At 43.4% G+C, this 12,016-nt stretch carries 14 protein-coding genes and 1 pseudogene; 6 read left to right on the forward strand and 9 right to left on the reverse strand.

Annotated features, from left to right (window positions below):
- Window positions 1-417: 417 nt before the first annotated feature.
- Both QZ735_RS18800 and QZ735_RS18805 read left to right on the forward strand, forming a co-directional pair.
- Window positions 418-1,260, forward strand: coding sequence for an isoaspartyl peptidase/L-asparaginase (locus QZ735_RS18800; RefSeq protein WP_294251939.1), 843 nt, complete (start codon window positions 418-420; stop codon window positions 1,258-1,260).
- Window positions 1,261-1,357: 97 nt separating this feature from the next.
- The gene (locus QZ735_RS18805; RefSeq protein ID WP_294251942.1) at window positions 1,358-1,627 is read left to right on the forward strand and encodes a YtxH domain-containing protein; all 270 of its coding nucleotides are present in this window, start codon (window positions 1,358-1,360) and stop codon (window positions 1,625-1,627) included.
- A gap of 47 nt (window positions 1,628-1,674) precedes the next feature.
- On the opposite strand, the gene QZ735_RS18810 is transcribed toward QZ735_RS18805, so the two are convergent.
- The 9 genes from QZ735_RS18810 to QZ735_RS18850 form a co-directional block, all read right to left on the reverse strand.
- A complete protein-coding gene (locus QZ735_RS18810; RefSeq protein WP_294251944.1) occupies window positions 1,675-2,475 on the reverse strand; it encodes a class I SAM-dependent methyltransferase in 801 nt (266 codons plus the stop codon).
- A gap of 24 nt (window positions 2,476-2,499) precedes the next feature.
- Window positions 2,500-3,234 (reverse strand): hypothetical protein, encoded by a 735-nt coding sequence (locus tag QZ735_RS18815; protein WP_294251947.1) that lies wholly within the window; start codon window positions 3,232-3,234, stop codon window positions 2,500-2,502.
- A gap of 41 nt (window positions 3,235-3,275) precedes the next feature.
- Window positions 3,276-3,833: a PH domain-containing protein gene (locus QZ735_RS18820; RefSeq protein ID WP_294251951.1), complete on the reverse strand. Its 558-nt coding sequence runs from the start codon at window positions 3,831-3,833 to the stop codon at window positions 3,276-3,278.
- A 17-nt stretch (window positions 3,834-3,850) separates the two neighbouring features.
- Entirely contained in the window at window positions 3,851-4,696 is an 846-nt protein-coding gene (locus QZ735_RS18825) for a PH domain-containing protein (protein ID WP_294251954.1), read from the reverse strand.
- A gap of 39 nt (window positions 4,697-4,735) precedes the next feature.
- Window positions 4,736-5,674, reverse strand: coding sequence for a PH domain-containing protein (locus QZ735_RS18830; RefSeq protein ID WP_294251957.1), 939 nt, complete (start codon window positions 5,672-5,674; stop codon window positions 4,736-4,738).
- Window positions 5,675-5,787: 113 nt separating this feature from the next.
- Window positions 5,788-6,474: a GNAT family N-acetyltransferase gene (locus tag QZ735_RS18835; protein ID WP_294251960.1), complete on the reverse strand. Its 687-nt coding sequence runs from the start codon at window positions 6,472-6,474 to the stop codon at window positions 5,788-5,790.
- Window positions 6,471-7,823 carry a histidine--tRNA ligase gene (gene hisS, locus QZ735_RS18840; protein ID WP_294251963.1) on the reverse strand — a complete coding sequence of 451 codons (1,353 nt, stop codon included), beginning with the start codon at window positions 7,821-7,823 and terminating at the stop codon, window positions 6,471-6,473. Before hisS ends, QZ735_RS18835 begins: the two co-directional genes overlap by 4 nt.
- Before the next feature lie 711 nt (window positions 7,824-8,534).
- A complete protein-coding gene (locus QZ735_RS18845) occupies window positions 8,535-9,002 on the reverse strand; it encodes an HRDC domain-containing protein (RefSeq protein WP_294251966.1) in 468 nt (155 codons plus the stop codon).
- A 15-nt stretch (window positions 9,003-9,017) separates the two neighbouring features.
- On the reverse strand, window positions 9,018-9,350 hold the full coding sequence (locus tag QZ735_RS18850; RefSeq protein WP_294251968.1) for a single-stranded DNA-binding protein: 333 nt from the start codon (window positions 9,348-9,350) through the stop codon (window positions 9,018-9,020).
- A 531-nt stretch (window positions 9,351-9,881) separates the two neighbouring features.
- Here QZ735_RS18850 and QZ735_RS18855 point away from each other — a divergent pair.
- From QZ735_RS18855 to QZ735_RS18870, 4 genes and pseudogenes are all read left to right on the forward strand, one after another.
- Window positions 9,882-10,499: an HPP family protein gene (locus QZ735_RS18855; RefSeq protein ID WP_294251971.1), complete on the forward strand. Its 618-nt coding sequence runs from the start codon at window positions 9,882-9,884 to the stop codon at window positions 10,497-10,499.
- A complete protein-coding gene (locus QZ735_RS18860) occupies window positions 10,496-10,840 on the forward strand; it encodes a hypothetical protein (protein WP_294251976.1) in 345 nt (114 codons plus the stop codon). The genes QZ735_RS18855 and QZ735_RS18860 overlap by 4 nt, the downstream gene beginning before the upstream one ends.
- A gap of 21 nt (window positions 10,841-10,861) precedes the next feature.
- Window positions 10,862-11,770, forward strand: a complete 909-nt coding sequence (locus QZ735_RS18865) for a TIGR01777 family oxidoreductase (RefSeq protein WP_294251978.1) — start codon at window positions 10,862-10,864, stop codon at window positions 11,768-11,770.
- A gap of 30 nt (window positions 11,771-11,800) precedes the next feature.
- Window positions 11,801-12,016, forward strand: a pseudogene (locus QZ735_RS18870) (GDP-mannose pyrophosphatase); the annotation flags it as partial.

Here is a 12,016-nt window from a genome sequence, read left to right on the forward strand (position 1 = left end):
GGACAATTAACAGACACATAACCAATGGTCAGTGGTGAAATGTAAGTTTTCCCACAGACAATGACAATAATTTTTATATACCGGAAAAAAGTGATGATGAATATTTGTCATGCGGTTTATTAGTCTCTGATTGATTTATTCTGATCCAAGCGGTACTCATAGTGGGCTTATTCCATACTTCCCGACCGGAAATCAGAATACGGTACAGAGACTAGTATAAAATTATTGCAGCTCAAATCCTGATGTTACCTTTTGCATTTGGGTACATGAGATCATTGGAACATGATACGATCCGTAATTTTTAGCCGGTTCTGATTTACGGCATGGATTTATGCATCTTTGATGATGTAAATTTCCTGCAAGAATATTCGTATATTTGAGAATAAGCAACCAGTAACAGTATACTATATAATCTATATGAAAGTAATCATCCACGGCGGGTTTTTCTCGGAAAGCGGACAGAGCCATGAAATAAAAACAGCTAAACAGAATTCACTGAAAGAGATTGTCCGCAAGGCTTTCGATTATTTAAAGGATCATACGGCATTCGAGACCGCAGCATATGCCGTTTCGCTGCTGGAAGATGATGAGCTGTACAATGCAGGAACCGGCTCACAGATCCAGGGAGACGGCATGATCCGGATGAGTGCGGCCATCATGAACGGGGAAACCCAGAAAATGAGTGGTGTCATCAACATTGAAAATGTAAAGAATCCTGTGTTAATAGCTGAGGCCCTTATCGGTGAAGACGACCGTGTCCTCGGAGGCAGCGGAGCTAAAAAGTATGCAACCGAGCACGGATTTGCCGACTACTCCACTGAGATCCCGCAACGCCGGAAAGAATATGAAGAAAAACTGAAAAACGGCGGAAAAGGAACGGTTGGCTGTGTTGCCATTGATAAAGACGGCAGACTCGCAGCGGCCACTTCCACCGGAGGAAAAGGTTTTGAAATCCCCGGACGCATTTCCGATTCAGCTACAGTGGCCGGAAACTATGCCAATGAATACTGTGCCGTAAGCTGTACCGGCGTAGGTGAAGATATTGTCAGCAATGCAACTGCTGCCAAGATCGTTACCCGCGTTACCGACGGAATGTCCCTTCCGGAGGCTTTTACCAGAACTTTCAGCGAATTAAAATCCATTGAAGGTTTTGCCGGTGCGATTGCTATCGATAAAGCTGGTAATATCTATCATCAGGACTCCGATCCTACTATGGTATTCGCAAGTTTTGACGGTGAAAATTTTGAATTATTTAATTGACTTTAACATTATTTTATAAATGTAATTATTTTTTTGGCACGTATTTTACATGATAATAGGTAACAAATTTAATATTAACATTTAAAAAATAGAAATCATGGGAAATAAGACAAAAGGTTTATTGGCATTGGTTGGAATTGGAGCTTTGGCTTACTGGAAATACAAAAACTCATCCAAAGAGGATAAGCAGATGGTAAAGGATAAGATCAACACTGCTAAAGATAATTTCAACAAGTGGGGGAATGACTTAAAAGACAAAGCGAACAATGTAGCTTCGCAGGTAAAGGATAAGGCAAATGATGTAGCTTCTCAGGCTCAGGATAAAGCTGAAGACCTCAAAAGCAAGACACAGGAAGCTGTTAGCTAAAAAAGGTTATTTTAACATTCATATATAGCAAAAAAGCTGTCACGATTTTATGGTGACAGCTTTTTTTCTGCTTTAATGGAATATACCATCGGTATTTTATTTCCAAAACGGCTGATTCGCCATTTTCTTTCTTCAAACTCTTCTACATGCCTGAAACAGGGATAGGGTGACCAGTCATACTCTCTGAAATCCGTAATCTCTATCCCATTACTGATAAGGCTCTGCAAAGTTTCGGAAAGCGCATGGTTCCAGGTAACAAAATCCTGGACCAGATCTGCATCGGGTTCGGCGTAGGTGCCTTCAGTGATTTCGGAGATCGGATCAGTATTAAAATAACTGTATTTTATGTCCTGGAAATCATCATCGAACATCCAGACAACAGGATGAAAATCAGCCATAATAAAGTTACCTGAAGGTTTCAGAAAGCGGAAAATAATTTTTGCCCACCGGTCCAGATCGGGAAGCCAGCCTATAGTTCCATAGCTGGTAAAGACGATGTCGAACTGTTCATCCAGACAGTCAGGGAGACTATACACATCACTGCAGATAAACCGGGTATCGGTTCCTGCTCTCAGTGCCAGCTCCCCGGCGGCTTCAATGGACTTATCGGAAAGATCGATACCTGTAACCTGTGCTCCCATTCTGGAAAGGGAAATAGAATTCTGTCCGAAATGGCACTGCAGATGCAGAACAGATTTTCCTGTAAGATCTCCCAGAAGATCCAGTTCAATGGAATTCAGTGAAGTTCTGCCTTTCAGGAATTCGTCAACGAAATAAAAATCAGATTCCAGATGGGTGTTGACCCTGGCATTCCATGAATTTTTATTGATGTCTAAATAATGTTCCATATCATTGATGAGTTTGAACCGCGTTTAATTCCCCTGAATCACGTAATACCTGGTCAGCAGCTTCCGTTCAGGCTGCTCAGGGTCTGCCGGCTGGAACCAGAGCTCGATCCGGCTTCCGTAATAGTTGCCCCAGCTTCCTTCGGATATCCGGAAATTTTTGCTCAGTCCGAATTCCCTGAGGTCTTCAGCAGGATTGGATACCTTTATTTTAGATCTCTTGGTCACTTCTTTCTCAGAAAGGATGCGGTTGGTTTTGAGATCGAAGATCCTGAGATAAACCTCTCCTTTCTCAATTTTATTCAGGAATATTTCGTATCTGTACTGTCCCGGCATATCATTATCATACAGAATGATATCCTCTTGTTTTACTTCCTGCAAAGGTTTTTCACCGTCATAAGCAAGCATCAGCGGCATGTGCATCTGTTCATTTCCCGGTGCTTTGATATTTCCTGTATACTTTTTATACGGACTTTTCGGTAATGCTGTACCGAAGAGGAATCCCATGAAACCCATTACAAAAAAACTCGCAAAGATCTGGAGGATCCCGTTTTTGAATTCTTTTTTAAAGATTCTCCAGACCCCCAGCAGCATACTCAGAATAGCAGCAATACCGGGCAATGCATTCAATGTGATCCATGTTGAAGGGAAAACGGGAAGAATAACAAGCAGCAGCCAGCAAAACAGGGAGAAAAGAACGGTAATGGCAGGAGCAAAATACCATCTGCCGTTGAGAAGTTTAAAAATGAGACTTTTGATCATGAATTATAAATTTATTTTTCTTATTGAGCAACCCGTTGTACTTACAATTGGTCGAGCAGTTTCTTTTTTTGTTCCGCGAATTCCTGTTCTGTAAGAATTCCTTTTTCGCGGAGGTTGCCAAGACTTTCCAGCAACCGGTAAACATCTTCTGAATCAGGTACGGCATTCCCGGAATTTCCGGAAACCGTAAGGCGGGTGAGAAGTGTGTTCACCGTGTTGCAGAAGCTTGCAGCATTATTTTTATTGTTGACCCTTTTAATAACAACCCTTGTATCCGCCTGGATGATGATGTCTCCATACAGCATCCCCTGTTCACAGCATAAAGGACTCATATTCTCATAACTGAAACGCTCCTCAAACGAATTGAACAGGTTATAGGATAAAAAGATCATCCGTTTATCGGTCGCTGTCAAAAGACCATGCTTTTTGCCCTTCCAGTTACCGGTAACGGCATGAATGATTTTCTCTTCAGGCTCCAGGATATGAGGCAGGCGTTCCATTTCCTTATTCATAAAGATCGTAACGATCGGCATCGGGATATTTCCCAGTTCGCTTTTAATCTGTAAAAGCCGGTGATTATACTTTTCGTTGTCTGTCATTGAGTACTACGGAATATTTATAATTTTTCAAGAAGTTTCTTTTTCTGGGTGGTGAACTCCTCTTCGGTAAGGACTCCGTTTTCCCTTAAAGCCGCCAGTTTTTCAAGCTGTTCAAGAATGGCTGCCGGCATTGCGGCGGCTTTTGCTTCATCCGTTTTCTGCTGATGGTTCGTATTGTATATTTTGTCAATAAAATCATAGAAAATTCCGGCATCCCGCTTATCACAGAAACATTCAAATTCCACGACTTTTGTATCCGTATGAAGCCTGATCACCGGGGATAAAAAATGATTTTTGAAACTTACTTTATGAATGGTCTCGTTCGGGTAATCATGGATTTTTGCCAGCTGGAACATTGATTTTGAAACTGAGATCATTCTTTTCGGGGTAACCAGCAGGATTCCGGCATCCATTGTTTTCACAAACTGAGCATCTGTAACTGCCAGAACAGGTTCATCGGTAGCCAGGAGATGAGGCAGCTCTTTGATTTCACCTTTGGCAAAGATGGAGAGATTCGCTTTGGCCAGCTTCAGCTGTTGCTTTATTTCCTTAAGTCTTCTTTTGTAGAACTGCGGAGGCAGGATTTCAGATCCGCCGGTGACGGAAGGTAAACGCTGTACAGTTTCCGGTACCGGAATTGTTGCCGGATGTACAGGAACCAGTTCCGGGGCACCGTTTTCCAGAAGGTTTCTGATATCATTGCTGCTGAAACGATCAAGATGTTCCAGCAATTCCTGATGTACACTGCTGGCTTTCTCCAGGCAGCTGTTGCACAGAAGATGGCTGTCCGAAAGCCTGTTCTCTCCCAGCATATGGTCTAAGGCAGTCAGTGCCTTCCCGCATATTACACAATAATCTTTCATGAGTTTTTACTTGTCAGATTGCAGAGGGTTTTCATATCATTATAGCCTGTCCAGGAGCTTCTTCTTCTGTCCGGCAAATTCTTCTTCTGTCAGGATCCCCATTTCCCGGAGCTTGCCCAGCTTCTCCAGCTGTTCAAAGATAGATTCGGGAGACTCTTTCTGGCGGTTCACGGAAGGCTGTACCGGAAGTGCCGGCGGAGTCTGAGGTACGGCAGACTCTGATACGGGCAGATTGTAAAAATTGTAAGAAGAGGCCTGGATCTGTGGCTTTTGCTGCTGTTGCGTCATAACGGGCCGCGGACTGCTCTCATTACGGTATAACTGCATGGCTGCCGAAAAATTTCTTCCGTCACTTTTATTATGCAGCTTGAATTCTGCAACGGTCCCGCTCTTCGTACTTATTTTCAGTGTAGAATACAGCAGGCTTTCGGAATGGTCTACCGATGCGATATCGCGGAACAGGTACTCATCCTTCTGGATGTTCCCGAAAAATTTCTTGTCGATAAAAACGACCCTGCTCTGGGTAGAAAAAATTAGTCCTTCAATCTTTCCGGGCATGGTTAAGCCTTCTGCAATTGCCGTTAATTTCTCATCTCTTTCCAGCACATGAACGAGCTCTTTGACCTCCGCATTGGCAAAAATACTGATTCTCGCATTCAGAGCGACGATCTGGTCCTGGATTTCATCCAGCCTGCTGACAGGGCCGCCAAAGCCAAAACTCGCGGCACTGCTTTTCGGACTAGCTGATGCCGGTGCGTCCGGTGAGGCTTCGGAGACGCCTAATTTGCCTTCAAGAATGATTCCCCGTATTTCAGGAAGAAACAACTGACCAAGATTACTTTCGACATCCCTGTTGATGGCTGTAGCCTGGTTAAGGCATTTATTGCACAGGACATGGCCGTCTGCCAGTTTATTTTCACCCAGCAGGGTATCCATGGAGGTTAAAGGTGTTCCGCACAATCCGCAAATGGTATTCATCGGTTATAGGTTTACATTTTACATTATTATTCTGTGAGCGTAATAGAAGATTCTAAATTACAAAAAAATGAGCGGATCTTCGGGACGCAGATCGTATAAATTGAGTGATGATCTTACTTCAGTTTGTTACTTCCTGATTCTTTCAGTGGATTTATGACTTCCGGGATCAAAACGGAGGTGTATACGGAATACATTTCCCAGCCTAATGATTCGTACAGAGGCTTGCCTTGTTCGGTGGCTACCAGCAGGCCGGCAGTAATTCCTTTGGATAAAGCAATGGATTCCAGGCTCTTCATCATCAGTGTGGCCAGTCCTTTCCGCTGGTGGTTGCTTTCGGTTCTGATCCTGTCATAAACGGCCAGCCCATCAATGATGATCAGTCTGCCGATAGCAGCCTGTTCCGTTTTGCGGTACCTGATGTTCACAATAAATGAATCAGGCTTATGCTCTGTTACATTAAGGGAGTAATCCGTTCCGATGCAGCCGGATGCAGTTGTCATAGGAACAGAACTTTTCATCATGTACCCCTGCGGCTGCGGTTGCCACCTTTCCGGAATCAGATCCCGGAATTCTTCATAGGAAGCACAGACTTTCAGATGAATCCATGGCTCATCAACCGATTGGGCAAGCCGGATGAAATCATTGTTCAGCTGTGGAAAGACATACCTTTCTTTCTGCGTCTCCTGTCCTACTTTCACTTTATATCCCGACTGCCATTGTTCCGGTAAAGGAAGGCCTCTTGATACAGACCAGCCTGTAAGCCATTTTTCTATCCATTCTCCGGAAACCTGATGCATCATCTGCCCAAAAATTCTTCCACGGAAACAGTTTTCTGCTCTCCTGCTTCCAGGTTTTTATAGGTTACGGTACCGTTTTTAATTTCTTCTTCTCCCAGAAACACCAGGTTCCTGATCCCTTTTTTCTCAGCATAGGTAAACTGCTTACCTAGCTTGGCATTTTCAGGATACAATTCTGCAGAAATCCCTTTTTCCCTCAGCTGCCTGATCAGTTGCAGGGCCTGCAGTGATTCATTGCCGCCGAAGTTGGCGAACAGGTATTCCATTTTGGAAGCTGCTTCGTCAGGGAACAGGCCGAGTTCTTCCATCACCAGATAAATCCTGTCGAGTCCGAAGGAAATCCCTATGCCCGGTATATTTTTTACGCCGAAAACTTCAGTCAGGTTATCATATCTTCCGCCACCGCCTATGGACCCCATCTTTGCATCGTTTGCTTTTACCTCAAAAATGGCCCCGGTGTAATAATCAAGCCCTCTGGCCAATGTAATGTCGAATACAAGACTTCCGGCATCTACCCCAAGCTGCAACGAATGGTTGATTACCAATTCAAGCTCCTCCACACCCTGCAGGCCTGTTTCGTTCCCGTTAAATTTTTCCTTCAGCTGCTGAAGGTTTTCAAGAGCGTTTTCAGACTGGGTGAACAGAAAATCCAATTTGCTAATGGATTCCTGATTGATTCCACGTTCCAAAAGTTCCTTTACCACTCCTTCTTTTCCTATTTTATCAAGCTTGTCCAAGGCTACGGTAAAATCAATAAGTTTATCGGCAATTCCCGCATATTCTGCCAGGCCGGAAAGGATTTTGCGGTTGTTGATATGAATGGTTACGGCAACTCCAAGCTCGGAGAATGATTTCAGGTACAGCTGAACCAGGTCTACTTCCTGTAAGAGGCTTTCACTTCCCACGACATCAGCGTCACACTGATAAAATTCCCTGAAACGGCCTCTTTGGGGCCGGTCTGCCCTCCAGACCGGCTGGATCTGGTACCGCTTAAAAGGAAAGGTGAGCTTATTATGATTCATCGCCACAAATCTTGCAAAAGGTACGGTAAGGTCATAACGGAGTGCCTTTTCCGAGATCTGGGAAGTCAGTTTCTGATGGTTTTTATTTTCCCAGTCATCCTGATTGACTTCGGCAGAAAAATCCCCTGAATTTAAAATCTTAAAAATCAGGCGGTCTCCTTCTTCGCCGTACTTTCCGGTAAGGGTGGAAAGATTTTCAAAACTCGGGGTTTCCAGAGGCTGGAACCCAAAAAGTTCAAAATTTTTCTGTAGTGTATTGATGATATATCTTCTTCTGGAAACTTCCAGTGCGGTAAAATCTCTTGTGCCTTTTGCTAAACCTGGTTTCATTGTCTAATTGAATGCTAGTGTATTACTGATATGCCTGCAAAAATAAGGATTTGAAAGGACTTTTTACTATTCTGCCAAAGATTTAGAGAGCATCAGAAAAGAATGCAGATGAATCATTCCGCACAGAATCATACGTGGAAGCATAGAAATTATGTTGTGACTTATCATTATCCTGCATGCCGTAGGGCAATAATCGAAGCGGCAATACCGCCTGCCAGCCGAATGAGAATGCACCATATTAAATTCTTCTGCATCACCCTGCTGATCCTTTCTTTGCCGGCCTGTACTGTAGGTTAGGAGAAAAATCTGTTTGTCAGCGAAAATCTGAGGTAAGAAAAGCAGGACGTAATCCGGGTAAAATCGTTATAATTTCAGGTCTTTCCCGATTCTCGGAATAAGACAATCAATACCAATCATAGTAAGACAAACGAAACTTTTACTCAAACAGGTAATGGTATACACGGTAAAAGCATAGGTCCGGACTATAGTTTCACCTGGTTATATCTTATTATACTTTTGATCTTAAACCATACGCCGGCAGGTAAAGTGGATCTGGCAGATTTTTACTGTATTTGGTTCATAAAACAGGTTATTCTCCGAAATATTCTTATTTCCGGCTGCTTAAAACGGTTGGGGATACAGATCAGAAAGCCGGAAGATCAGTTTCTTCCAGCTTTCTTCACCCTTTTTCGGTCACTTGTGTTTTTACCTTCATGCGGTTTCCAGGATTCCGAGAATCTCTTCGCCGTAATTTTCTATCTTATGTTTGCCAAAGCCTTTGATATCCAGCAGCTCTTCTTTTTTCGCGGGTTTGTACTTGGCTACCGAGAGAAGTTCTTTGTTGCTGGCGATAAAATACGTCGGCAGGTTCTGTTCTCTGGCCTTTTCAGATCTCCAGAGCTTCAATGCGTCAAGGATTTTTTCTTCATTAGGACTCAGCTCATCATTCTCTGCGGTGTATTTTACCGGTTTGTTTTCTTTCACCACAGGTAGGGCTGATTGATCTCCTGCCATCTTCAGCGCATCAAAATAAAGCACCACAGACCAGTAATTTTCGTCGTTCACATAAGCGGTTTCCACTTTTATGATTTCATTGGACTCCAGAAATGCGTCCAGTTTTCTCTGATCTTCATATAGAAAATCCTTTTGCAGCCTGATGCTGAAAACTTTTACTTTCATTTTCTCTGTTTTTACTTATTTGCCTCCCAGCAGCAGGATCTCCTCCACCCTGATTTCTGTGATATATCTTTTAACACCATCTTTGTCATCGTACGAGCGGTACGTCAGTTTTCCTTCTATAGCGATCTCTTTTCCTTTCGGAACATACTTCTGAAAGATCTCAGCCGTTTTTCCGAATGCGACAAGGGAGTGCCATTGTGTTTCTTCAACCTTTTCGCCTTTGGCATTGGTGTAGTGGTCACTGGTAGCGAGCGATACGCTTGCTTTTGGTGTTCCGCTGTCGAAAGTCATCATTTCAACTTCTTTTCCTGTGTGACCGATCAGTGTGATTCTGTTTCTTAGTGACATAACATTTAATTTTTAAGGTTAGTATTCAGATCCGGGACGTTCACTGTTTTCCCGATTCTCTGTTGCAAAGATTGGCAGACTTTACCCCCCGAATCGGTAGAAAATTATTTAAATCCGTTTGTAGTCGTTTGAAAACGAATAATAATTTTACAGTTGAAAAATGATCATCATATCATTCGGACCTTTACAAATGAAGGGTGAAAAGCATCATTCGAACGCACTGTCTTAAAACAATATCGTTTTCTCCTGAAATCCGGAAAATGGTTTTTCACAAGATAAAGTCAGTGTGCAGGTATATAAAATAATGTAAGACCAGGATCTTATTTCAGATTCTATCCGGAAATTTTGATTCCACCTTATATATCAGCAGGTTCAGCGGCTCTCTGATGTTTTGTGTTCCGAATAATCTCCCTGGTCTGAGAGCGTCATGGCTTTCACTCAGAAATAAACGGGCTTTTAGCATCCGTTGAAATGTATTCAGCTTTCAGATCTTCATCTTTTCCCAACAGATAATTCTGTATCTTTGATTCTATGAAAAAGAGGATCAGGCGGACATTGAGGATTTCGAAATACGTGATCTACCGGGAAACCCTGGTGGATTACAGGGAACATTTCTGGTCGTTTCTGGGAGCATTTTTCGGAATCGGGAGTATTGCTTTTATCCAGTCCCACATGCTATGGGCTTCGGAAAATATTTTTCTCATCGGATCCTTCGGGGCTTCCAGTGTACTGATTTACGGCGCTATTGAAAGTCCGCTCGCGCAGCCCAGGAACCTGATAGGCGGACATGTGATTTCTGCTCTTGTCGGCGTTACCGTTTTTAAAATTGTTCCGGATATCATCTGGCTGTCCGCTCCTCTTGCAGTAGCTTTTTCTATCGTACTGATGCAGTTTACCAAAACCATGCATCCGCCGGGCGGCGCCACGGCACTGATCGCCGTAAGCTCCACCGGAAAGATCCCGGCACTCGGCTACGGATATGTTTTTTCCCCTGTACTTACAGGTTGTATTATCCTGCTGATAACCGCTCTGGTCTTTAACAATATGACTCCCAACCGAAGTTATCCGGTCAGTAGCCGGTTGAAAAAGCTGATCAGGAAAAAAACACAATCAAATCATACACACAAAATGAAAAAAGATATCTTATGAATTGTCTAGAATGTGGTGAAAAAATTATCGGCAGGTCAGATAAGAAATTCTGTAATGATGCCTGCCGCAATGCTTATAATAACAAACAGAACAAAGACTCCAGCAACCTGATGCGTAACATCAACAATAGGTTACGTAAGAATTACAGGATCCTGACGGAAATCAATACCGACGGTAAGGCAAAGGTTACCCGTGCGAAACTTGATGGCTTGGGTTTTGATTTCGATTATTTTACCAATCTGAAAGTTTACAAAAACGGTTCCGAATACCGGTTTATTTATGATTATGGTTATAGACTTCTGGATGAAGATTTTATCCTGATTGTAAGGAAACAGTCGTAAACCGAGATCAACCCCAGCATTATGAAAGAAATTGTCCTGATTACCGGCGCCAACGGTCTAATTGCAAAAGAATTATCAAAACAGCTTACTCCGAAATACAGCGTCCGGTTCTTAACCCGGAAAAAGAAAAATGATCACGAGTTCGAATGGGATATAGCCAAAGGAACCCTGGATGAGCGGGCCCTTGAAAATGTTTCTCATATCATCCACCTTGCAGGTGCAGGCGTAGCTGAAAAACGGTGGACCGATGAGAGAAAGAAAGAGATCATCTCCAGCCGTGTGGATTCGGCCCGGCTTATTTTAAAAGCCCTGCAGAAGAACAGGCAGAACATCAGATCTTTTATATCTGCTTCAGGGATCAATTACTACGGTACCGAAACTACGGATAAAATATTTACAGAAGAGGATATGCCCGGCAACGATTTCCTCAGTGAAGTTACTGTGCTCTGGGAACGGGCTGCAGAAGAATTCAGAGATCAGCAGATTGCAGAACGGGTGGTGCAGCTGAGAACGGGCGTGGTCCTTTCCGAAAAGGAAGGCGCCCTGAAAAAGATGCTTCCTACCATACGGGCTGGTATCGGATCGCCGTTGGGAAGCGGAAAACAATATATGCCGTGGATCCATATCCGTGACATCTGTTCCATGTATCGGTTTGCCATGGAAAATACTGAAATTCACAGGGCTTTTAATGCTGTAGCTCCTGAGCATGCAACCAACAGGGAATTGACACAGACGGCAGCACAGGTTCTGAATAAACCGCTGTTCATGCCTAATGTTCCGGCTTTTGTCCTGAAAATAATCTTCGGTGAACTTTCAGTTGCGGTTCTGGAGGGTTCCAGGGCTTCTACTGAAAAAATACGGAATGCAGGTTTCAGGTTTGAGTTTCCTCACCTGAAGCCGGCACTCAGCGATTTACTACAGAAAAAATAACGATTACCGATACCTTAAAAAAATGCAGACATGCAGGTAAACATAGAAAAAACAGAAATCTTATCAGACAATTGGTACACCCTGAAGAAAGTAACCTTCAGTCTCCGGAAAAAAGACGGCAGCACGGAGCAGCAGAGCCGTGAAGCCTACGATCGCGGCAATGGTGCCGTTATCCTGATGTATGAAAAAAATTTACAAAGGGTGATCCTGACGCGTCAGTTCAGGCTCCCCACCTTTATCAACGGA

This window comes from uncultured Chryseobacterium sp. (assembly GCF_913776365.1).
GTDB lineage: Bacteria > Bacteroidota > Bacteroidia > Flavobacteriales > Weeksellaceae > Chryseobacterium.